General features: G+C 49.8%; 19 protein-coding genes. 7 read left to right on the plus strand and 12 right to left on the minus strand.

From position 1 onward, the window contains the following. Position 1: 1 nt before the first annotated feature. The 5 genes from recG to NP589_RS07425 all read right to left on the minus strand — a co-directional run bounded on the left by recG (position 2) and on the right by NP589_RS07425 (position 6,884). Positions 2–2,089: an ATP-dependent DNA helicase RecG gene (gene recG, locus NP589_RS07405; protein ID WP_256606397.1), complete on the minus strand. Its 2,088-nt coding sequence runs from the start codon at positions 2,087–2,089 to the stop codon at positions 2–4. A 42-nt stretch (positions 2,090–2,131) separates the two neighbouring features. Further along, positions 2,132–2,527, minus strand: a complete 396-nt coding sequence (ridA, locus tag NP589_RS07410) for a deaminase RidA (RefSeq protein WP_256606398.1) — start codon at positions 2,525–2,527, stop codon at positions 2,132–2,134. Position 2,528: 1 nt separating this feature from the next. Continuing rightward, on the minus strand, positions 2,529–4,712 hold the full coding sequence (locus tag NP589_RS07415; RefSeq protein WP_256606399.1) for a RelA/SpoT family protein: 2,184 nt from the start codon (positions 4,710–4,712) through the stop codon (positions 2,529–2,531). A gap of 5 nt (positions 4,713–4,717) precedes the next feature. Next, positions 4,718–4,957, minus strand: a complete 240-nt coding sequence (gene rpoZ, locus NP589_RS07420) for a DNA-directed RNA polymerase subunit omega (RefSeq protein WP_020482113.1) — start codon at positions 4,955–4,957, stop codon at positions 4,718–4,720. Positions 4,958–5,432: 475 nt separating this feature from the next. Next, the gene (locus NP589_RS07425) at positions 5,433–6,884 is read right to left on the minus strand and encodes a M48 family metalloprotease (RefSeq protein WP_256606400.1); all 1,452 of its coding nucleotides are present in this window, start codon (positions 6,882–6,884) and stop codon (positions 5,433–5,435) included. A 126-nt stretch (positions 6,885–7,010) separates the two neighbouring features. On the opposite strand from NP589_RS07425, the gene tusD reads away from it, so the two are divergent. The 7 genes from tusD to NP589_RS07460 all read left to right on the plus strand — a co-directional run bounded on the left by tusD (position 7,011) and on the right by NP589_RS07460 (position 11,852). Further along, positions 7,011–7,400: a sulfurtransferase complex subunit TusD gene (gene tusD, locus NP589_RS07430; RefSeq protein ID WP_256606401.1), complete on the plus strand. Its 390-nt coding sequence runs from the start codon at positions 7,011–7,013 to the stop codon at positions 7,398–7,400. Positions 7,401–7,407: 7 nt separating this feature from the next. Continuing rightward, positions 7,408–7,764 carry a sulfurtransferase complex subunit TusC gene (tusC, locus tag NP589_RS07435; protein ID WP_256606402.1) on the plus strand — a complete coding sequence of 119 codons (357 nt, stop codon included), beginning with the start codon at positions 7,408–7,410 and terminating at the stop codon, positions 7,762–7,764. A 90-nt stretch (positions 7,765–7,854) separates the two neighbouring features. Then, the gene (locus NP589_RS07440) at positions 7,855–8,439 is read left to right on the plus strand and encodes a PilZ domain-containing protein (RefSeq protein WP_256606403.1); all 585 of its coding nucleotides are present in this window, start codon (positions 7,855–7,857) and stop codon (positions 8,437–8,439) included. A gap of 41 nt (positions 8,440–8,480) precedes the next feature. Next, complete coding sequence (birA, locus tag NP589_RS07445) at positions 8,481–9,470, plus strand: bifunctional biotin--[acetyl-CoA-carboxylase] ligase/biotin operon repressor BirA (RefSeq protein ID WP_256606404.1); 990 nt, start codon at positions 8,481–8,483, stop codon at positions 9,468–9,470. Next, entirely contained in the window at positions 9,467–10,207 is a 741-nt protein-coding gene (locus NP589_RS07450) for a type III pantothenate kinase (RefSeq protein ID WP_256606405.1), read from the plus strand. Before birA ends, NP589_RS07450 begins: the two co-directional genes overlap by 4 nt. Beyond that, on the plus strand, positions 10,204–10,959 hold the full coding sequence (locus NP589_RS07455; RefSeq protein WP_256606406.1) for a hypothetical protein: 756 nt from the start codon (positions 10,204–10,206) through the stop codon (positions 10,957–10,959). The genes NP589_RS07450 and NP589_RS07455 overlap by 4 nt, the downstream gene beginning before the upstream one ends. 392 nt (positions 10,960–11,351) lie before the next feature. Next, entirely contained in the window at positions 11,352–11,852 is a 501-nt protein-coding gene (locus tag NP589_RS07460; RefSeq protein ID WP_256606407.1) for a hypothetical protein, read from the plus strand. Between the two features lie 424 nt (positions 11,853–12,276). On the opposite strand, the gene NP589_RS07465 is transcribed toward NP589_RS07460, so the two are convergent. From NP589_RS07465 to NP589_RS07495, 7 genes are all read right to left on the minus strand, one after another. Beyond that, the gene (locus NP589_RS07465; protein WP_256606408.1) at positions 12,277–12,915 is read right to left on the minus strand and encodes a hypothetical protein; all 639 of its coding nucleotides are present in this window, start codon (positions 12,913–12,915) and stop codon (positions 12,277–12,279) included. Between the two features lie 123 nt (positions 12,916–13,038). Beyond that, a complete protein-coding gene (locus tag NP589_RS07470; RefSeq protein ID WP_256606409.1) occupies positions 13,039–15,189 on the minus strand; it encodes a hypothetical protein in 2,151 nt (716 codons plus the stop codon). An 849-nt stretch (positions 15,190–16,038) separates the two neighbouring features. Further along, the gene (locus tag NP589_RS07475; RefSeq protein ID WP_256606410.1) at positions 16,039–17,556 is read right to left on the minus strand and encodes a tetratricopeptide repeat-containing sulfotransferase family protein; all 1,518 of its coding nucleotides are present in this window, start codon (positions 17,554–17,556) and stop codon (positions 16,039–16,041) included. A 130-nt stretch (positions 17,557–17,686) separates the two neighbouring features. Then, positions 17,687–18,787 carry a hypothetical protein gene (locus NP589_RS07480; RefSeq protein WP_256606411.1) on the minus strand — a complete coding sequence of 367 codons (1,101 nt, stop codon included), beginning with the start codon at positions 18,785–18,787 and terminating at the stop codon, positions 17,687–17,689. 462 nt (positions 18,788–19,249) lie between these two features. Continuing rightward, positions 19,250–22,618, minus strand: coding sequence for a DUF3570 domain-containing protein (locus NP589_RS07485; protein WP_256606412.1), 3,369 nt, complete (start codon positions 22,616–22,618; stop codon positions 19,250–19,252). Beyond that, positions 22,605–22,847, minus strand: coding sequence for a DUF4266 domain-containing protein (locus NP589_RS21735; RefSeq protein ID WP_371929654.1), 243 nt, complete (start codon positions 22,845–22,847; stop codon positions 22,605–22,607). Before NP589_RS21735 ends, NP589_RS07485 begins: the two co-directional genes overlap by 14 nt. Continuing rightward, positions 22,844–23,332, minus strand: coding sequence for a TlpA family protein disulfide reductase (locus NP589_RS07495; RefSeq protein ID WP_256606413.1), 489 nt, complete (start codon positions 23,330–23,332; stop codon positions 22,844–22,846). The genes NP589_RS21735 and NP589_RS07495 overlap by 4 nt, the downstream gene beginning before the upstream one ends. Positions 23,333–23,699 lie beyond the last annotated feature (367 nt).

Consider the following 23,699-nt stretch of genomic DNA (forward strand, 5'->3'; position numbering starts at 1 on the left):
GCTAAACCTCGGCGTAATGGCGGCTATGGCCGATCCAGCGTTGGATCAGCGGTTGAATGGCGTCTGGATGTTGGCGATGGATCAATTGCGCGGCGGCCGGGATCAGTTCCAGCAGGTCGCTGTCGCGGCTCAAGTCAGCGATTTTGAATTGCATCTGCCCGGTTTGGCGTGTGCCCATTACTTCGCCGGGGCCGCGCAATTCCAAGTCTTTTTCGGCGATGACAAAGCCGTCATTGCTTTCTTTCAGGATAGCCAGGCGTTGCTTGCCAGCTTGCGAGAGTGGTGCTTGATAGAGCAGCAAGCAATAGCTATCCTGATTGCCGCGGCCAACACGCCCGCGTAATTGATGCAATTGTGATAAGCCCAAACGCTCCGGGTTTTCGATGATCATCAGGCCGGCGTTCGGTACGTCCACACCCACTTCTATCACCGTGGTGGCAACCAGTAAGTCGCAATCGCGATTTTTAAAAGCTTGCATCACAGCGTCTTTTTCAGCGGCTTTCATCCGGCCATGCACCAGGCCGACACGTACGTTCGGCAGGGCTTGGCACAGATAAGCGGCGGTTTTCTCGGCGGCCTCGCATTGCAGGGCTTCCGATTCCTCGATTAGGGTGCATACCCAATAGGCTTGGCGTTGCTGTGCGACCCAGTGTTCGATACGGCCGATGACTTCTTCGCGGCGCTCCGAGGAAATCACACTGGTGGCAATGGGTTTTCGGCCGGGAGGTAGTTCATCAATGATGGAAATGTCCAAATCGGAATATTGCAGCATCGCCAAGGTGCGTGGAATCGGCGTGGCAGTCATGATCAATTGATGCGGTCTTAGGCCGCCATGTTGGCCTTTTTCGCGCAGGGCCAAGCGCTGATGGACGCCGAAGCGGTGCTGTTCGTCGATAACGATCAAGCCCAGCTTATGAAAATGCACGCTGTCTTGAAAGAGTGCGTGCGTGCCGATCACGATATTGGCCGAGCCGTCCGCTAGGGCATCCAAAGTGGCTTGCCGGGATTTACCTTTCAATTGCCCGGTCAGAAACAGCACTTGGTGGCCGGTTTCGGCGAACCATAGGCTGAAGTTACGAAAGTGCTGTTCGGCTAATAATTCCGTTGGCGCCATGATCGCGACTTGATAACCCGAGTTCAGCGCCAGCAAGCTGGCCAGAGCAGCTACCACGGTCTTGCCGGAACCAACGTCACCTTGCACTAGGCGCAGCATGGGTTGCGCTAGGTGGCAATCTGCTTCGATCTCGGTACTGACTCGCTGCTGCGCACTGGTCAACTGAAACGGCAAGCTTTTCAGAAACGCTCGTTTGGCAGCCTGGTCTATTTTAAATATCGGCGACTGCCAGCTTTTGTAAGCCAATTTGCCTTGCAGTAGCGCCAGATGGTGGGCCAGAAACTCTTCAAACACCAGGCGTTTTAACGCGGGCAAGGAACCGCCGCTGATGATTTCCGCTGACATATGCGGCGGCGGATTATGTAGGGTTTGTAGCGCGTCGTTGAGGGAAGGGTAAGCATGCTCGGTCAGCAAATTAGCCGGCAGCCAGTCTTTGATCGCGTTGTCGCTTGCCAGGCATAGCGCTAATGCCTGTTTGATGGCTTTGCGGAGCGCGGATTGGGAAATGCCTTCGGTCAGCGGATAGACCGGTGTTAGAGTAGATTCCAGTAGTTGCTCGGCGGCAGAAACGATTTTGTATTCCGGATGCACCATTTCCAGACCATTGTATCCATAGCGAATTTCGCCGAAACAGCCGAGTAGGGTACCCGGTTTAAGCTGTTGGCTTTGTTGGACGCTGAAGTGGAAAAACCGGATCGACAAACTGCCGCTGTCGTCGGCAATGCGGCAAATCACACTGGGACGGCCGCGTTGAATGCTGTCGGTAAATTCCACGCTGCCGCAGACTAAGGTGGTCATGCCGGGTGACAATTGAGATATAGCCGTGATGCGGCTGCGATCCTGATAGCGTAAGGGTAGGTGGAACAACAGGTCTTGGAGGGTATGGATGCCCAATTTTTCCAGGCGGGCGGCGGACTGTGAACCGATGCCTGTCAACGTGGTGACAGGCTGTTTGTGCGGTTCCGGGTGATTCATGAATAAGCAATTGAGGCGAATTGACGCGCCTCGCGGACTTGATCAGTAATATTCGTTGCGCAATACCATGACGCCGTCCATTTCCACGCCAACGCCTTTGGGTAATGCCGCAACGCCAATCGCGGCGCGCGCGGGGTAGGGCTGGCTGAAATATTCGGCCATGATTTCATTGACCACCGGAAAGTTGCTTAAATCGGTCAGAAACACGTTTAGCTTGACGATGTCGTTGAAATCACCGCCTGCGGCTTCGGCTACCGCTTTCAGATTATCGAATACCCGGCGGATATGCACAGCGATGTCGCCATCCACTACTTGCATGGTTTCCGGATCGAGCGGGATCTGTCCGGATAAATAAACAGTCTCGCCGACTTTGATAGCTTGCGAATAGGTGCCGATGGCTTGCGGGGCCAACGGCGTCGAGATGATTTCCTTGTTCATGCTATGCCTTGATGCGGGTAATTTTTAAAACGATGGAGAGTTTTTTCAGTTTACGGATGATAGTGGCCAGATGCACGCGATCCTTCACGGCTAAGGTCAGCAAATCGACTGAGACGCGATCATCCTGGCTGACCACGGTAATATTTTCGATATTGGAATCCATGCTGGAGATGGTCGAGGCGATGGTGGCCAGCGAGCCGCGTTGGTTGAGCAATTCTATGCGAATTTCGGCGGGGAATTCTCCGCTGGCTTCCGGGCTCCATTCCACATCCAGCCAGGTAGTCTGTTTTTTTCTGACTTCGTTGCTGTTACGGCATTCGTGATGATGGACGACGATGCCTTTGCCGGGATTGAAGAAGCCGATAATCGAGTCGCCGGGAATCGGCCGGCAGCATTTGGCTAGGCTGACCACGATGCCCTCGGTGCCTTTGATGATTAAAGGCGTTTTATGGGTGGATTCGTTGTCGTCGAGTTTGACTGCCGCGTTAACGTCGGTTTGGCTGATGCGTTTCGCCACCAGGAAGGGCATGCGATTACCCAGGCCGATGTCTTCCAGTAACTCGTTCATCGAGTGTTTTTTCAAAACCTGTAACACCTGGATGATGCGGGTATTGTCGACATTTTCCAGTTGAATACCTAGGCTCTGCAACTCTTTTTCCAGTAGACGGCGGCCAAGATTGATCGCTTCCTGCTGGTTGAAGTTTTTCAAATAGGCGCGGATGCAGCTACGGGCCTTGGCTGTGGTGACATAGTTCAACCACAGGGGGTTGGGTCTGGCCCAGGTGGCGGTGATTACTTCCACCGTCATGCCGTTTTCCAGCTTGGTTTGCAGCGGCACTAGTTTCTTGTCGATGCGCGCGGAAATACAGGCGTTGCCGACATCGGTATGCACCAGATAAGCAAAATCGACGATGGTCGCTCCGCGCGGCAGTTTGATGATCTTGCCCTTGGGGGTAAACACGAAAACTTCTTGCGGGAACAGATCGACTTTTAAGTTATCGATGAATTCCAGTGAATCGCCGGCGGATTTTTGGATCTCCAATAAATCGCGCAGCCATTCGTTGGCGCGGGCCTGGATGGTTTCGCTTTTATCATTGTCGGATTTATATAGCCAGTGCGCAGCAATTCCCGATTCCGAAAGACGATGCATCTCGTGGGTGCGAATCTGAATTTCGATAGGTACGCCGTAAGGGCCTATCAATATTGTATGTAGCGACTGATAACCGTTGGCTTTGGGCAAGGCTATGTAGTCCTTGAAGCGGCCGGGCACCGGTTTATATAAATTATGCACGCAGCCTAAAGCCCGATAACAGTCGTCGACTTGCTGACAATAAATCCGGAAGGCGTAAACGTCGAAGACATCAGTAAACGAGATCCGCTTGCTGAGCATTTTTTGATAAATGCTGGCGATGTTTTTCTCTCGTCCAGCCACCGCACCGTCCAAGTTGGATTCGTTTAGACGATTTTGGATGGCATTCTGGATGGTATCGATGATTTCCTTACGGTTACCCCGCGATTTTTTCACGGCATTATTGATGGCCGTATAGCGGTTGGGGTAGAGCGCTTTAAAGCCCAGCGATTCCAGCTGATGCCGAACATCATTCATGCCCAGACGATTCGCGATCGGGGCGTAAATTTCCAGCGTTTCCTTGGCGATGCGGCGTTTTTTGTCGACCGGCATATTGCCCATGGTTTGCATATTGTGCAAACGGTCGGCGAGTTTGACGACAATTACGCGCAGATCTTGCGCCATGGCCAGGAACATTTTTCTGACGTTTTCCGCTTGCGCTTCCGCGCGGGAGCGGCTGTCGATTTTGGAGAGTTTGGTCACGCCGTCAACCAGCTCGGCAACTTCGATGCCAAACTGCTCGCCCAGTTGCTCCTTGCTGATAGGGGTATCTTCGATTACATCGTGCAGAATGGCCGCCATGATGCCATGGTGATCCATGTGCATGCTGGCCAGAGTGATTGCTACGGATACCGGATGGCAGATATAGGCTTCGCCGCTTCTGCGGAATTGCCCGGAATGCGCGGCCGCGCCGAAATGATAGGCGCGGATCACATCGTTGATTTGTTCTTGGTCGAGATAGCTGCGCAGGATTTCGCAGAGCTGATGAAGAAGTTTTTCTTCAGGATGCTCGATAGCAGGTAGCGCTGGTGCGAGTTTGACAGCTATCTCGGGCATGGACGTTAGATTTCCAGATGGGTTTCCGAAACGTATCCCGCGCGATGCAAACGGTCGATATTCTCTTCGTTGACAAAGCCGGCAGCAATTTCGCGAAGCGCCAATACGGTGTCCTTGTCTTTGCCGCGTGGAATGAATTCATCGGCGCCTTTTTCCAATTGCCGTGCTCTTTTGCTGGCGAGTAACACCAATTTGAAACGGTTTTCAACATTTTCCAAACAATCTTCAACGGTAACGCGTGCCATGATTAAACCTTATCTGAGTTTGCGGGGGAGCTTTGCCCGGTAGACTGTAACAGTATCGAGCGGACAAGGTTGAATTATAAGATAAATGGCGCACTTAGGCCAATCGAGGCTGCAAGCGGATAGCTGGAGAAGGTAAAACGACAGGCAATAAAAAGCCCGCTATACGCGGGCCCGTCCTGTTTGTTGTAATTATTATTGTTATTGTTTTGGACGCCTGCCTTAGGGCAGTTTAGTCAAGCAATTACTATTTTATAGTTATTATTATCAGCCATTTTACTGGCTGTTTCCCTCCCCCCTCAAAGATACAACCCGTTAAGGTTGAACGCACTCCGTATTCAAGGTGGGCGAAGTGTATTTTAAAAAAAACCGGGTGTCCAACAAAAAAATCAGTTTTATTTTGGGAAATGGTTTCGCCACGAAATTAATTTTCTTAAACAGAAACTTAGCTAGCATCAGGTTTTTCTAATATTTAAAATTAGCGCTCCGCTCGGCGCGATTCTTCCTCACTGAGAAAGAAATTTAGCCGTTCGTTCAGGATGGCCTGTAGTTGAAAGCTGAGATCGTTCTGCTGTTTTGCCAATCTGATTTGCATGATCGCCGCTTCGGTTTCGCCGCTGGCGTAATAATACTCGGCCATGTAGCGATGCGATTCCCCTGGCTGCTTGAGGTCGGCGAAAATCTGCGCGAGTAGTTCGTAATAATATGGCTGGTCTTTCTCGCTGTCCGACAAGCTTTGTATTACTTGCTTCGCGCGTTGCGGTTGAGAGTTTTTGACCAGGCTGCGGGTATATTGAATTTTCAGCGCGTCGTTGTTGGGGAAGGTATTAATCGCTTTTTCAAATAATTTGCCGGCTTTTTCGTAGTCGTGAGCATCCATGGCCGCGCGGGCCAAGGCTGATATATATTGCGGTTGAGCCGGATATTGCTCGGTGAGTTTTTGAAAAATTTCGCTGGCGGCGGCATATTGTTGATTTTCCAAATACACCAACCCTATGCCGTAGCGGGCAACGGCGCGTTGTTCCGGTGTGCCTTGCATTTCAAGCGTGGTGAAATGCTGTAGTGGAGTGCGTTTGTCCTGTGCGGATAGCACGGTAAGCTTGGCTTTGGTCAACAAGTACGCTAATGAATCCGGATATTGCCGGTACGGATAGATTTCCGCTCTGCCGCGGGTGTCGGCGACGCGGTTCTCGGATACCGGATGCGTCCTTAAAAATTCAGGTACGCCTTTGCCGTAATAGCGGGTGGATTGCTGCAAGCGTTCGAAAAAGGTCGGCATGCTGCGCGGGTCGTAATTGGCGCCTGCCAAGGTTTGCATACCCACCCGGTCGGCTTCTTTTTCGTGGTCGCGGGTAAAGTCGATTTGAAACTGAATATTGCCGGCTTGGATTGCCATCAAAGCCGCTTGACCCATGTTGGGCGACTGGGTGCCGATTAATATGGCCGCCAACGTGGCCGCGACTGTCGGAATCGACATTTTGCTGGCTTTTTCGATCGATCTATACAGATGACGTTGGGTAACGTGAGCAATCTCGTGAGCCATTACCGACGCCAGTTCGCTTTCTGCTTCGGTCAACAGAATCAAGCCGGAATTGACCCCGATGTAGCCGCCCGGGCCGGCAAAAGCGTTGATGTTGGGGTCCATCACGACAAAAAAGTGGAAGGGATTGGACGGCGTATCGCTATGGGACGCTAATTGCCGACCTATGTTCTGGATGTATTGCTGGATTTCCACATCCTGGTTAATCTCTGTTTGTTGATGCAAATTACGAAAAAATGCTTCGCCGAATTCCTTTTCCTGGGCGGGTGAAATGATGGCGCCAGCCGAATCGCCCATGTCCGGCAGTTGGATTTTTTCGATATCCAAGGCTCGCGGCGAAGAACAGAACAGGATCAGGCCAAGGCTAAAAATAAGAGGCTTAAGTGTCATGGAAGCTCGGACTGGAAGCGGTAAATTTGGTTCAAAGGCAAAACAATGCGCGGCAAAAGCGGGCAGCTTGAGTGTGCTCGTATTAAAATACGCCAGATATCAGTTTAACGATTATTTTACAGCGCGATGAAATATGCCGTACAAGTTAATGCCAGTCCTTACGCCAGCAATGCCGGCCTGAATGCCTACCGGTTTATTCAAGCTGCGTTGGCGGCCGAGCACCAAATTCTGCGAGTATTTTTTTACAAGGAAGGCATCTATCATGCTTTTCGTTATGCCAATCCTCCGGATGACGAAATGTCGATTACCCAGCATTGGTCTGCTTTGGCTGAACAATATGGCTTGGATTTAGTGGTATGCATCTCAGCCGCACAGCGCCGGGGTTTGTTGTGTGCCGATGAAGCGGTGCGGCAGGATAAGCAGGATGACGATACGGCGCCAGGGTTTCGGATAGCCGGTTTGGGGCAATGGCTGGAAGCCACATTGTTGGCTGACCGCAGTATTGTTTTCGGTTAATTGTGCAATGAAACGCTATCTATTTATTATGCGCCGCTTGCCTTACAGCGGTACTCATCTGCAAGAAACCCTGGACGCGATTTTGACTGCGGCTGCCTTTGATCAGCACGTTGCATTACTATTCGTCGATGATGCCGTGTGGCAATTGAAAAATCAGCAGCAACCGACCGGATTAGGTTTAAAGGATACCTCGGCAATTTTCCAGGCCTTGCAAATTTACGACGTCAACGATGTGTACATAGAACAAGAATCTTTGCAGGCAGCCGGGCTAACATCCACGGATTTGATCTTGCCTGTTGTCAGTCTGCCACGCGCCGAAGTTAGCGGCTTGATGCGCACTTATGACCTTATTATTCCTGATTGACGCGACGGAATTAAGCAGTTGAAGCCGCTTAAGCTAAAATTCCTTATTCGAAATATTACCCCACTTAAATAGACCGAGGACGAGCACACCATGGCGGATGAAATTGAAGAAAAAAGGCGCTATTTCCGAGTCAACGACACGATAAATCTGCTGCACAAAGTCATCGACAAAAAAAATGTCGACGCCTTGAGTCATGTTTCGAATGATGTGTTGGGAAATTGTTCATTAACGTCCGCGTTGGACGTGTTGGCGCAGGAAGCGCGAATGTTGTCGCCGCGCCTGGAAAGGCGCGATCCGGAAATGTTCGAATACCTTAAGATCATCGACACCAAGATCAACCTGATCGCACAGGCGATCAGCGCGCAGAGCGAGGAGTTTTCCGAGCACGATACCCGCGAAGTAAGCCTTAGCGCGACCGGATTGGCTTTTAGCAATGAAACGCCGATAGAGGTTGGCGAGCTATTGGAACTGCGGATGCTGCTGACCTCCTGTATGGCGGTGATCGTTGCCTACGCGAGCGTCGTACAGTGTAAGGATATTTCCGAAGAGAGCCCGGAGCGGCCGTTTTCTATCTGCGTCGAGTACGTCAATCTCACTGAAGACGATAGAGAGCTGTTGATCAAGCATGTCGTTAAAAAACAACTACAGCAATTGCGTGATAAAAACGAGTTTTAGCTGCGTAGTGCAGTTCTACAGCAGGTTCGGCAGGTTGACGATTGATCTCTCTTAAACTCAAACAGTTGCTAAATGCTCTGGCTGATGGTCGATTCCACTCCGGGACCGAGTTGGCGGGCTTGCTGGGCGTTAGTCGTTCGGCAGTATGGAAACACTTAAGCGCATTGTCTGAATTCGGTGTCGAGTTACTAGCGGTATCCGGCAAAGGTTACCGCCTGCATCGCCCCCTACAACTGCTGGATGCGCAACTGATCGATCAGTATTTGGAGTCTCGGGTCAGACCCTTACTCGCTGAGCTGGAAATTCACGATCAGATTCATTCTACCAATACCTATTTATTGGAAAAGGCGGGGCAGGGCGCTGACATCGGCTCGGTCTGTTTGGCCGAACGGCAAACCGCGGGGAAAGGGCGGCGCGGTAGGCATTGGGTTTCGCCGTTTGGCCACAATATTTACTTATCGATTTTGTGGCGCTTCCAGGGTGGGCCGGCAGCGATCACCGGATTGAGTCTGGCGATGGGCGTGGCGGTAATCCGGGCGTTGCGAGGTTTCGGGATTTCCGATGTGGGTTTGAAATGGCCGAATGACATTTATTGGCGACAACGTAAATTGGCCGGGATTTTGATAGAGGTGTCCGGAGAAACTAGCGGACCGTGCCACGCGGTGATGGGTTTGGGCTTAAATGTCTACTTGCCGGCGCATGAAGGAGAGGGTATTGAGCAGGATTGGGTCGATTTGCACGGTATTTTGGCAGAATCGATTCACGGTAAACGCAATGGACTGGTAGGCGAATTATTGAATCAGTTGTTACCGGTGCTGGCGGAGTACGAGACCCGTTCGCTGGGTTATTATCTCGAAGAATGGCGCGGCTACGATTGCATGCAAGGCAAGCAGGTCGATATTTTTATGCACGAACAGACGTTTAGCGGCGTGGTAACGGGCATCGACGATCAAGGCCTATTGCTGCTAGAACTAGCGGATGGTCAAATCCGCGCGTTCGCTTCCGGCGAAGTGAGTTTCCGACAACTATGATTTTATTGGTTGATATTGGCAACTCGCGTCTGAAATGGACCCAGGCAGATGCCGGTCGGCTGCAACCGACGATTTTTATGGATTATCGGCAAGCGGATTTTTTCGAACGCTTGCGTGAGTTTTGGCTGAATATCCTAGCTCCCAAACAAATAGCTATCGCGTCGGTATCGGAAAATGCTCTGACCTTATTGCTGGTTGACATGGCGCGCTCACTATGGCCCGGTATTGAGGTAATCATTCCGCAGTCTTCGCCAACGGCTTTTAACGTCAAGAATGCGTATGCACAACCGGAGAAGTTGGGGGTGGATCGCTGGTTGGCATTGCAGGCGGCACACCGTTATTATCCAGGGGATACCTGTATTGTCGATTGCGGCACCGCTATTACAATTGATTTTATCGGGGCTGATGGCAGCCATCTGGGCGGCTTAATCAGTCCGGGGCTTTTGTTAATGAAAAAATCCTTGGCGCAAAATACCGCCGCGTTGGCGTTTAGTGAGGACCAGGCAGGTACAAGCTTGGCGGTTGTTACGGCGGCAGCCATCAATAACGGTACGTTGTTAGCTGCGGCTGGCCTGGTAGAGGCTACCTTGGCGCGGCAGCCCAAAGCGTATCGGCTGGTGTTGAGCGGTGGCGATGGCGAGACCTTAGCCAGACACCTGACAGTTCCAAGCATTCTCGACGGCGATTTGGTCTTTAAAGGCTTGCTCAATTATTGCCGAAATGAAAACGCCTCATGAAAGCGCTGTTTTTTTTATTATGTCTGCTGAATGTCTTGTTTTTTTTCTGGAAGCTACATTTTGGTGCGCTGACGCCATCGGTCGAGCCAGTCAGCAATATTCCGACATTACTGATGGTAAGCGAAAGACAAATCGCTAGGCGTGGAGCACAAATTTCTGCTTATCTGGATAGCGCCGCCGCTGAATTACAAGCTAAGCAAGTGACGGACATTCTGCAACGCTTGAATCCGCCCCACGCTGCTTGGATATTCAAAACCAGCACCCATGCTCCTAAGTCAGCAGTTTCCGGTAGGCAGCAAGCCGCGATCAATCATTGTTACGAGGCTGGACCGTTCAGCGATCAGGACGCGTTGCGGCGATGGGCCAATACTGAGCGTTTAGCTGAGTTCAAAGCCATCAACAAGTCAATAATTGTCGCGTCGGATTTCCAGGTTTACTACCCCGCTGGAAAAGATGCCGAGCAAACCCGTATCAATAAGATGATGTTAAAAGCCAAAGGATTTAACGATGTGTGGCCGGTAAGCGATGGCGACATCAAGGGGGCTATATCGCTCGGAGTGTTCAACGACCGGCAGCGCGCAACGCTTTATAAAAATCAGTTGGCCGACCAAGGTGTAAAAGCGGAGATCAGGCAGCGCAACAAGCTCCGAGATCAATTGTTCATTCGGTTCTTTGCGGCCCAAGGCACTAGTTTCAAGAATGTTGGGTACACGCGTCTGGCCGATTTAGACTGCGGAAATGCGTTGAAATAAGTGCCTGATGCCGACCGCGTTGATACTGACGCGTTAAGTGACTTTGAGCCGGATGAGACAAATTTAGTTTCATCCGGCTTTTTTATGTGTGCAGAATTACCTAGTCGCGGTTTCAAATTCAAAACGCACCGATTTGGTGACTTTTTTATCTAAAAGGCAGAAATCCTTCGTAACGTGTCGGTAATATTTACACCTCGTGCTTTGTGTGTCTGTAAGCTTTTGAAATAGAACAAAAATAAATATGGCATTATATTTGCTAATCTATGTATGAGTGGGTATTTGTATATATCCACTCCCCTTCTTGGTTGGAATTGAGGAACAATTTCAACTGCGGAGTAAGGTGGTCAAAAGGATGACCAATTGTTAACGTTAATTTTAAATGGGGAATATCCATGAAAACGCTTTTATCTTTAAAACTTTGGCTTGCTGTTTGCCTGTTTGCAGTTTCGACTGTAAGTTCGGCTGGCATCATTTGGGAATCAACATCAGAAGATAGCGAATTTTTCGCTCCTAGTTTTCTGACACCTTCAAGCGAGACCTTTGGTATTTTTTCCGCTGGCGCCGATCTGAGTAGTGCTGCGCCATTGGAAACCTTTACCGGTTTTAAAAGTTATGGCTCTGCTAGCCCTTTTAAATTGGCTCTATGGACTACAAGCGGCTGGATTAGCGAATCCGGTAGTCTTGCATTCTCAGGTGATGATTACCTGTTGAGCTTTCTTAAACCAGGCTTGCTGACCAATAACTTGGTCTTATTGTATGGCGTTGATATCAAAGCAGCAGCGGATCAAAATCCAGTCTCTGGCGTACCTCTCCCTGCCTCTGTATGGTTTATGACTAGTGCTTTGTTGGGTTTCCTGTATACCGGTCGTCGTAAAGCGGCCGTTCAAGCCTAATTATTTCGGGCTTTTAAACCGGATGGAGTCTAGTGCTCCATCCGGTTTTTTTATGTCTGTTGAAAATATCGGATTCATATATCTCTAACTCGGTAATGCAATAGTTGATGCTCAGCTAGCTGAGGCTGAGCAGTTTATGTATGCAATGGGCTATAAAGCCAGCGTCGGTATCGATTTTAGATCAGAGTTTTTGATGTACTCATTGGACGCAAACATTGGTTTGCTTTTAGAGAAATACGACGTCAATTCTTAGTCTTAGTCTTGGTCTTAGTGCCAAGTGGTAAATCAGTGTTAGTTTTTATGAACCTTGCATTTGCAACTCGTCATTCCCTCGAAGGCTGGAAGCGTTAAGCCGCGCAGCGAATCCAGTATGGCCCCCTAGGCTCCCGCGCCATAGCGGGAGCGCCGATATGTAAGGGCAGGGTCAATAATTGCTTTTCTTCGCTGTTTTTCTGCTAAGAAACACGCCGAGAGCGCTACCGAATAGCCAAATTGGTGCAGGCAATGGAACTGGCTGAACGGAGCCGGATACAGGTTTGAACGACACCAGTCTCAATAAATCGCCATTCAGAAAATCGTTATTCGCCGCCAGGGTAAAATAACCGGAACTGGTTGGCGCCGAGGACCCGGCTTTGGCGTAAAGATTAAATTCACCCGCATTGCCGTCCCATCTAGCGCTTGTTCCCCAGCCGCCACCTTGTGTCCACTGCCCAAGCAATTGTTGGCTAAAGTCCAGCGTTTCTCCTGCGCTATCCCAGGTCGCAAAATCGAAATCGGTCATCTGAAAAGTGCCGTTTCCTAAGCCTCCTGTGGCGTTGGAAACGGTCAATGTGAAAGCTTTGATTACCTCATTGCTACCCAAATCAAGAAAAGTCGAGCCTGGATTAGGAATCAGTTGGTCGTCCAGGCTGATGAGGCCTTGCGCTGTGGCAGCGTTTCCAAATGCTAAGCCGCTGTAATCCAAACTAAAAGTAAGTATTGCGGCGTGAGCGTTGCTGACCGTGCATATTGGGATTAGTGCAATCAGGCTGGTTTTAAATAGTTGTTTGAGCTGTGTGTTCATGGTCGTTCTGTTATTAATAAATAAGGAGCCACCCGGATTTGGCAGACTGTAAGGGTGCGGTACGAGTGGCTTGATAGTTTGCAGAAATGCCGGGACTAGAGCAGCCAGCCCCGGCTAATAGTACTAACCGCCGCTGACGATCATGGTTCGCGCCTGATTCTTCAGATTTATAGCGTTTTGCATGAGCGTCGAGCGGTTTGGATAAAACTTATTCGTGGCTTGTGTTTCGTAATAAAGTGCTTGTTGCAGTTTATCCAACGCATCCGGATAGGGATTGATCACCGCTTCCTTGAGCACGTCGATAGCATCCTGAGTATCGGCAATCGCCAATTTCAAGGTTTTAACGCTTTGATCGCCGCTCAATGCAATGGCTTTTTGGTCCAAAAGATTAGAGCTGCGGATGTTTTCCAGCACGTTGATCGAACGCAGGAATAGGGCTACGGCAATAACTTGCGACGAATCCAGCTTGCCTTGACGATTAGCTTTGCTTGAGGTGAATGCGCCTGGCGAACTGTTAAATGCGTCGGAGCTGTAAAAAGCCACGGTCTCTTCCAGTGTGGTGACGCTGTTGTTGTGGAAGAATGGCGCGGTATCGGCGGCTTCGATCAGCGACGGGGTGTTGAAGCGATTCAAACCGTGATGGCCCGTAGGACGAGTAGTGGTGCCGGCGGGTGCAATACTGCCGTCGCTATAACAGGTTTCGTTAAAATTCGGACCGCAATCGGTTTGTAGTGTTTGTCCAAAACCGCCATCGTAGGCCAGATTAGGATCGGCCAAATGATGCAACTGGTCGCGCATGCGCTCTACGCCCGTGTCTCGGGTGGGGTTGGCATTGGTGGTTGAGCTGATGCCGCCGGCGTTGGAGTGACAGCCGTTGCAGTTGCCGGTGGTGCCGAATAACACCGTACCGTCCGCAAGTTTCGGATTGTTTTTAGTGTTGAACAATAACAAGCCGTTTTGTACCAGAGGCGACTTGAAATACATATTGGCAAGATTGATTTCTTCACTGCGGCCAAGAGACAACATATAGGCTTCCAAAGCATCCAGTTCGGCTTCGGTAGGCATTCTAAAGTCGATGTTTTCGGCGCGAATCAGGGTTTTGGGTAAATGCTGCTTGATGGCGCCCTTGGCAAAATCGCGCAGCGACCCACCGTCGGGTGCACCGTCTCCAGACCAACCGATAGCATGAGTATGCGTACCGGATTGCTGGGCTTCGGGATCGTGAGCATTGAAATAATCGGTATCCTGGGTAAATTCACCATTGCCGTAACCCGGATTGACGGTTTTTTCAAAGGTCAGGGTGTTGGCTATACCAAGCAGATGCGATGAGCTGCGCAACACCGGCGGTCTATCGAAGCCATCGACGTTTGCCACGAATAAACCAAACTGTCTAAGCAGCGCAGGTTTTTCCAGATCGGCCAGCACCGGATTGGTTTCGGCTATAAACAGCGGATCGGTTTTCGGCAGCTTGGCGATGTAGCTGGGGTCGATGGTGTGGTTATTGTCCGGCCTATGGCAGGTGGCGCAAGTGCGGCCGTTACCGTTAAAGGTTTGTTCGGTAAACAGCTGTTGACCGGTGGCAATCAATTGCGTCAGTTGTTCGGGAGAGGTGGCAGCTGAAGACGTCACCGCCGCTTGCGCGGTTTTGGGCAATAAAAATTCGAACGCAGCTTGTGCGGGTGGGGTATTTATTTCCGTCGAGACAGAGCCTATCGTTGCCGCCGGCCAATAGCGCTCGGTGTAATAAAGCCGCTGCAGTAAGCTTGGCGAGCCGAATAACAGGCCGCCGGCTTGTGGTGTCTCTCCGGACTTGGCAACTGCGACGGCATCCATCGTAAAGCCAGCGAAACGGTCGCGGTCCAGTTGGGTTGTCAGCAAATGTTTATCTTCATGGGAAGACAACGGACCAATTTTGATTGCTTTATCGTTTAGGTTATCGCCGGACTTGTGATTATCCAATAACCAAACATCGTATTGCTCTTGATTGGATAAGCCGCTAACCGCGACTTGTAATTGGCCGTTGACCAGATTCAACGCTGCTTCGCCGCTGGCGGCGGTAAATTCCCGAGATTGCGCTCGCGAAAAACTTAAGCCGACACGCAAAACCTCCGGGTTTCCTTGTTCTTCGTGCGCGGATTTCCAGCGTTCGTACACTTTATTTAAAGCGTCGACATTGCCATGGCCGGTGAAAGGGGTTTCCGGTTTGGGGCTGAGAGCATAGCCCAAAGCGATTGCGGCGACAAAAGCCAAGGGAATTTTTAATTGTTTTTTCATGCTTATAATCCTGGGTTGAGCTAAATAAGGCTGATGCGGCGGACAACGACGGGATTTGATAGAAAGCACGGTTCCGGATGTTTCTGATCATGGTAACCAATTGAATTGTGTTCCAGCGCGGCATCCCCTTCGCAACAGCAATAGCCATGCCTGATTATGTTTCATAGAAAGCTGGTATAAAAATGTCTTAAAAATCAATTGCAAGACGTTTTTGTGTTCTGATTTTACTATTTGGGTTCAAGCATAAGAGCGCTGCTAGATGATTTTTTCCATATGTCAAACTTTTAGCTTTCGGGTGAATGGGTCATATGCCTCAGGTGAGCGTTATATGACATAGTTATTTAGATTGCCGGCAGTAAACACCGCTAGTTTTTCGCCAGTACGTTATTTTTTGCTGAAATAGAAGAGGAAAAAATTTTGAAGCTTAAAATCCTGCACAAAATTTCCGGTTTCTTTGCGGTGATTTGGGTTTTAAGCTAATTTTTGTTGAGTTGTAGTACTAAAAATTAGGTTATATCACCCAGAGCTGGATATTTGGGGCCTACAGCTAAGCTCTTCTGCCGGGGTTTTGGCGGTACTCCCACTGACTGCGTGATGTGATCTGGGGTCATTCGGGTATTCAGCGATTATTCAGATGTCGGTTATAGCGAAGAAATAATACCCCTCGTTCTGCGTCTATAACGGAACATCATCGTAAACATATCCACAAAATTTTAGACTCTGCGGATTCAGTTTCTATTGTCAATACAAGTCGGTGGCAAACTTAAGTCAAGCATTTTTCTTTAAAGACTGCGGGTCGGAGATTATTTATGGGCTGTGAGTTTCGAGAGAAAAATGAACAGCTTTGGGTCAGAGGTAACCATATTCTTTCAAGTAGGGCTGCAAATAGGCGTTGATTTGGTCGAACTGGTCTTGATAGTTTCTCCAGCGTGCGACCGAAGAGGAATAAAGTGGCTGGGCGACTTGGCTAAAGCTGGGGCTGGCGATTAATTTCCTTGCCGCATACTTATGAAAATCTGCTGCGGCGGGACTCCATTCGAGGTCTAAAAATTGAAAGACACTGCGGAAGGTGGGTTCGAAATTAGCAATCGCATCTTCGTAGCGCAATTCGTAATAAGGCATGGTTAATTTGGGTTTGACCGTTTGCCACCAATCCATCAAAAGCGCGTAAAAGCGCGCTGTGCCCTCCCATGTTAAAAGGTGTACTGTCGATGGATTTGGCGTCATGGTCTGCATGAAGCAGCTTAAGCAGACGTCGCGCGGGTCGCGTAATAGAAATATCAGTTTGGCATCTGGAAATACGGTGTGGATTAAGCCGATATCAATAGAGTTCATCGTGGTTTTATCGAGAAATGTCCGGTTGTCTATAGTGTCTCCGAACAATGCGCGAGCACGTTGCCAGTAAAATGAGCGTAAGTGCGTGATGCCTTCAATATTGAGCGAGCGCAGTTGCTGTGGAACGGTTGCGTCCACGTTTCCGGATATTCGCTTCAGTTCATTGACTAACGAAACGACTAAGTCGGTTTCGTCAGCAACAAATACTTTGGGGTGTGCAGCTAACACCTCCTGAGTCAGTGTTGTACCAGTGCGCATGAAGCCAACCAAAAATATCGGTGCAGGGTGGTCTTTTGGAAAGGGCGTATCTGCCCAACGCTTCAGTAATTGTTCATCGAAGTCGGTTTTATAGAGGTTTAGCATTTTAGGTACCATGGTATGGTCTTGGCTTTTTACCTCAGGCAACAGGGCCGATACTTCGCCGGCGGCATGGAGATGCTGGAAAACTTCTCCATATTCATGGAGTTTGTCTAAAGTTTTGGCTAACTCCTTATGGGTGCGAAATTTCTCTTCCGGTTTCAATAATGGATATTGCAGAACTTTTTGTAGTCGCTGTTTAGCTTCTATAAATTGACGGTCCTCGATTTCCAGTGTCGCCAGCAATATTGACAGCGTAGCGTTGTCGGGAACCAATTTGACTGCTTGTCGACCGGCGGCAAGTGCGGATTTTTTCTGGTTCAAGCGCATATAATTCAGCGCTAAAAGTTGGTAAGTACGTACTTCGCGCGGGTTGATTTGAGATGCTTGCTTACATATTTCCAAAGAGCCGGCGAAATCATTCCAGTGTTGTAATTGTTCGGCCAGATTTAGGCTCATGCCGATATCGCGGGATTTTTTGGCTTTTTTTAACAATAATTGGCCAGACTGTTTTAAATGGATAAGCCCTTGTTTACGATCTCCAAGCCAGCAAAGTGCCTGCCCAAGGCAAGCCAACACTTGAGGGTCTTTTGGGGTTTCCGTTAATGCTTTGCTAAACCACTCGATCGCTTCGGGGATGTTTTTATTCTGAATGGCCTGCTGGCCGCGTTGCATGGCTGTGATCATTGGATTGGATCAATAGACGTTTTATTGGAGATAGTTTAACGAATGATGATCAGTGTTAAACAAAAAACCGTTCGGCTGTATGGTGGCCGAACGGTTTCAGGATGATGCTATGCGGTGATTAACGTGATGAGCGTTTGCGCCGTTGCACGCCGATCATGCCCACAAATGCGCTACCGAATAGCCAAACAGCGCCGGGGACCGGTACCGAGGAGATGGTTAGTTGATAGTCGTTGCGAGTTTCTGTCCAGTCGCCGCCCATGAAGCCCCCCAGATAGATCGTATAGACTTGGCCGGCTTCGGCTAAAAAGGTGGCGTTATTCCCGGAAGTGTCATCCAGGATGAGGTTGGCAAGTGTTAAGCCTGTGGTGCCGAAGGGATTCGAACCTGTTATTGGGTTAACATTGTCGCCAACAGCTAGTGCGTCGGCGTTAGACACGGCATGCCAACCTGAGTGATGACTGTATCGTTGTGAAGTCGATGTTGGGGTTTTGGTATCCATCCCTTTGAATACGGTAAAACCATAGTCAGGAGTTTGGTTGGTATCCCCGTTGCCTAATAAGCTGGAAATGGAAAGCGTGACGACTTGTGTTACTGAGGAGCGAAATAAACCGATGTCGGTGTCGTGCCGCCAACCTGTGCCGGAACCGAGAGGGTCTACCGGCGTTCCTGCTGGTGTTCCCGCAAGTCCGCCGTCATGCCAAGCGCCTTTGGCGGTATCAATATCGGCATAGTTAAAAATCGAACCGTCGCTGAGCGTCGTATTTTGGTAGCGGCTATGGGAGTCGAGCTTCGAAACCACGGCAGTATTACCGGCGCCGATTTCGGCGGTCCAATTTAGAGTCTGCATGCCGATGTAACCGAATTGGCCGGTACCTACCGCATTGGCGCTTCTCGGGTCGCCACCCACCCAGGGCACAGCGCCGTTGCCGCCAGCGAGCACGGCGGTAGCATTGTTGCCGGGTCCGCCAAAACTTCCTGGGGCGGCTCCACAAGTTCCCCCCGCGACCGCGCCGCATGTTGCTACTCCGTTAGTTGTTGTGCGCATCCAGCCATCGGTACCTGTTCCACCGGACACTAAATCATTCGGCGCGTTGCGGTCGTGATTGAATGCATTGTATGACACTACAGCAGATGCCGATGCATCGGATAGCGTTAACATCATGGTTGTTCCGGCCAAGGCCAGACTTATAGCGTGGGATAACTTGGTCTTAAGTATCATTGATATACCTCGTCGTATAAAAAGTAGTGATTCATTCGAATCTGCTGTGTGGCAGCTATGCGAAACCGGTTTTATGGCTTGATTTGTATGACTCGGCTCTTGGGTGGTCAATTCTGCATACTGACAAGCATAGAAAAACGTATGTTGCGAACTATCAAAAGCACAATTTATGCCATCAGGTTTTAGATGTTTGCTGTAGGGCCCTAGCCGCTTCTGCGGGAGTTTGGGGGCAGCGGTCCTGAAAAAAATAGGTTATTTCACACACTGTCATGGCAAAAAGCCTGTTTGGCTGGCTTGGCCATCGATAGTATTAGCTAAGGTAGATTGGGTTAGCTCGTAAGCGATTACGCCGCGATCAACATAAAGCAGAGGAATATGTAGCGAAAGAACATCGGCAACCTTTAGAAGGGGGTATTCTGTTCAGTCGGCGATTAGTTTTTATGCTTTATAAGCCTGAAGACATTAAAAAGCGAAAGTCCAGGTGGCATTGAGGCTTCCCTCTCGCTCTAACTGATAGCCATTGTAATTGTCAGCCACCGGTTGCAGCCATTCGACGCTGACCTGATGGCCGGTGAGCGGCCCTTCAGGAATGGTTGCGTTTAGCCCAAATCCTACATCCCAAAAACGACCGCCGTAATTGCTCGCATAGTCCACTGTCGACGTCGTGGAATGAGCACGGTTAAACTCGCCTTGAATGCGGCCCTGCTCAGAATATATGCCGCGAATCGAAGTGGATAGCCAATTGAGTACCTGATAACTACCCCAAGCGGTGGATTGGAAAACATCGCCAAGTGCATAACCAACTCGGTTACGATTTTGCATCCGCTTGATACCGCCGAGCTGGGCGCCCCAAGACCACTCTTCGGACTGACCGGTATAAGTCAGGCTGGGTCTAAAATCCCAGGTGCCGCTGCCGATTTGCATGCCGTAATCTTGTAATTCGCTGGTCATGGAATCCTGACCGTCGACCGTCACTTCATTGTCCCCGGTTGGCGCACTGACCCCTAAGCTTAAGTGAACATGATGACCAGGCATGTCGAATACCTTGATCATGGCCGCCATTATTGTGTCGCCTAAAGCGCCGCTACTGTGTCCGCTGCCGTGCTCGTTTTCAACTGTCGTGCCGGGCACCTCCGCAAGGGACATTTTCATATCCATAATCTGCGGCATCAGCATCAGATTTAGCCAGTCGGTGGGAGCGTACATGAGGTCGAGCATGTGCATGTTCATACTCATTTCCGTAGGACGTGACGCGCATTCGTTAGAGCCGCACGCAAGATGTAATAGCGATGCATCCTCCATTGCGTGGTCGCCATGCCGGATATCGCCGGTCTGGTTCGCATACATATAGCGATAACCAACCATAAATTCTCCCGGGGCGTTCATCATATGACCATACATGACGCCCGCTGGTAACGGAGCGCCGTGGTGATGCATATTCTGATGCTCGCTGTGTTGCGAACGCGGTGCGCCGAGATTGACATTCAAGCCGGCATGCACCAGATAATAACTGTAATCTGCATAACTATTGTCTTCTCCGCCGCCGAGTTTTAAGCCGCTTTGGCGCGTGTAGTATTCAAAGCCTGCATCGAGTTTAATGCCTTTGCTGAGTTGTTTACTAAACGAGATGCCACCGCTCAAGGCGCCGAAATCGGCTAGCCGGAAATCACTGGAGTAGTGGTCGTCGGCGCGAGGTGCCAGGAAATATGGGGCGAAAAATTCCGCTTGCGATTGCGAGTAATAGCGCATGCTTGGCGTGATCGTGAAACCCATCGGTAAGCTTTGATACCAAGCAAACTCGAAAGTATGCGAATTCACGCCCCAATCGTCCCTGTAATAGCGGTAATCGAAATGTAATGAGGCATCCAGTGCTGGAATATGTTGATTGATGCGATTGGATAACGACCACTGATTGCGTTGATCAGGACGAACTTCGCGGAATAGATCTATTCCGACCATTTCTAAATTGGTGATGGAGTTCCAATTGAAAGGGTTTCCCGACGAAGCCATTTGGATTTGATAATACTCTTCCGGAGTGACTTCTCCTCGCACATAGACGAACTTATACGGATTGCTCAAATAGCCGTTCTGGTTGGTATAACTTAGCGTGGATTGGATCAGGGTATTTTTTGTGATTACTTGCGAAAGACCTATGTTAAATCCGTGATAGTTGCTGTTTTCGTCGAGTCGTGAGTAGCCGGGCGAATCGCTACCGCCGTGCGCATGTCCGCTACTGGCCGCATGCTGGTTATCGGTGGATCGCGAAATCTGATTGCTCGAGGTGTTGTAACCCAAAGAGACTGTTGTCAGCTTATTGTTGAACTCATGGCTGACGTTGATCGAACCGAAATTCGAAACGAAATCCGGTTCCTCAGATTTACCGCCGGAAAATGCCAAGGTGTAGTCGTCAAAATAATATTTGCCACTAAATGTCGGCATGGTGCGGGTTTCAATAGGTTGCTCTTGAAATTTTTGCACAATGGTGGTCATCGGTGGGGTCATGCGGTTCAGCACGGCAGCGTAGGCCTGGATGGTGAGTTGTTTGGTTAACTCGGTTTGCAGCGCGGAAAAGCTTGCATTCAATTCAGCGGTTTTGCCGGCTTCGAAATTGTTCAAAGCTGCTTGCCAGGCGATGGCAGCGGGGCTGCCTGAAGACACTAATTTATCGTAAGCGATTCGGATGTTGTCGACGTTAACCAGGAACTGACTGGCACCAAGATTAGCGGCTTCCGTAGACGTTAAAAATCCCGGAGCACTGGTGCCGGCAATGGGGTTGCCGGCAGAGGTTGTGCCTTTAAAATGAATCCAAAGCGCGTTGATGCCGCTAGCCGCGCTAAATGTACCGTCCAGGGCTAGTGAGCCGTCAAATCGCAAATTGGGGGCGCTATTGGTTTGGGTTACAGTCTGGTATGCGTTTCTCGTAGCGTAATTTGTTCCGTCGCCTGTTGACAGGCTTGGATTAGACGGTGCATTAAACCCCAGGATTTCCCACACCCCGCTTTTTGGATTACCGGGGTCAATATTGTCCCAATCAAGCGATAATACTCTGAAGGCGCTGCCGTCCAAGGCCCTTAGATAAATCCCCGTGGAGTCGTTGTGATACGCCAGCCGGATACCGCTTCCGCTGGCATCGCTGTGAAGGTGATTGGTAGGATTGCCGTCGTCTACCACGCCCAACACAAACCCTGACTCTACATAACAGTCTGCGCAAGCCCCGCTGGCAGCGGTATTGGCTTCTCCTGAATACGAGCCTTGGGTCATGCCTTCAAAATTGATGGTCACGTTTTCTGTGACTGTTGTAGTTGTTGCTCCCGGCGGTTGCGGATTATCGAGTTTAAACTGATTTATGGCGGCATTAAACTGAGCTGACTTTTGCGATTCAATCGACAAATCTATATCTGCTTTAGCGGGGTCGTAGATAGCGCGGAAATCGGCAAACGTATTGAGTCCTCCCAATATTGTCAGTCCGCCGGCAGTGACCCCCTGAGATGCAGCCGACACAATGTCGACATTACTGTTCAGCACGCCGTCCTCATAGCGCGACTGGTTAGTCATGGTTTTGGGAAGACTAAAGGCTGGTGTCGCGCCGCTGTAGGTGTCCCGGTCTATGCTGAATGATAACTCCAAGCGTTCCTTGTAGGGCACGGTAAAGTCGGCGTGATACACGTCGACCTGCATGCGGTTGTTGCTTTCCTGATAGTGGCCGTAGTGCAGATTTAGTTGCGGCTCGGCGCCGGGTGTGGCGGCATCCGCCTGTAAACCTGGCAGGCTCAGCGCCGCTGTTGTGAGAGCGGCTAATGTCCTTCGGTTATCGGCGTTAGTTACAGCCACAACCGCCGCCTCCGCCGGCATGACCGCCCTGCGAAGCTTCCTTGCTCGTAAAAATGTGGTCACGAATGTGGCTTAAATTCGGATTGGGTGTGATCGCCATGCTCTCTTTCGCCAGATTACCTCTTTCCCAGGGCGAAACGTTTGCGCAACCCGTTAAAACACCTAGTGCGTAAGCAATTATCAGGTTTTTTGAGAGGCAGCTGAGCATATAAGACTGTTCGGACTTCATTGCTTTATTAGCTGGTCAATCTCATTTTGTATCGACGTTTGATCCTCGTCTCGATAGCCGAGGTGAATATGTCGAACAACGCCTTGCTTGTCGATGATGTAGCTGGATGGCATCGCTTTTACACCAAACGAATTTGGGCATTTGCCCTGTGGGTCTAAAGCGATCGGGTAGTTTACGGAATGCTCATTTAAAAACTGCTGAAGCGTATCGTCGTCTTCGTCCACATTAATCGCAATTATTTCAAACTGGTCTTTGGATAATTGCTGGTAAAGATGATTGAAAAAAGGTATCGATTTCAAGCACGGTGGACACCACGTGGCCCAGAAATCCACCAGAACGACCTTGCCGTGATAGCTTTTGATATTAAAGGATTGAGCACTAGCCAGTTTAGCGTCGCAATTCGGTGCTGCCTCGTTTTGTTCTAAGGCTGTTGCACTAGTGGAGGCTGCCAATAAAATTGCTGAAAGAATGGCGGGTGCGTTCATTAGAGTGAAATTCAAAATTATAGTAAAGCAGTTATCGTGCCAAATTGTTTTTGTGTTTCCTGGGGCAGTTCGAGAGGTAATCTAATTCAGGAGTAGGTGAAATGCCCTATAGCGAGGTATATGACATAGTTTAATTATGAGGGGGTATTTTTAGGGTGAGTGCTTTTAGTTCTAAGTTCTATTTTTGGGTTATGTCGATATCAATAGTCGAAGCAGGTTGCGAGCATAAGCCGCCTGAGCGCATGGTTAACCAGAACCAGGAAAACTAAAGGTAAATCATGGGTTTTCTTGCGACTGACTCGCCGTGTTAACCACATTCAATTTGCTTTTACCTTAAAGCAGAGAGTATTCGAAAGAATTTAGCAGG

Source organism: Methylomonas rosea (assembly GCF_024505055.1).
GTDB classification, from domain to species: Bacteria; Pseudomonadota; Gammaproteobacteria; order Methylococcales; family Methylomonadaceae; genus Methylomonas; species Methylomonas rosea.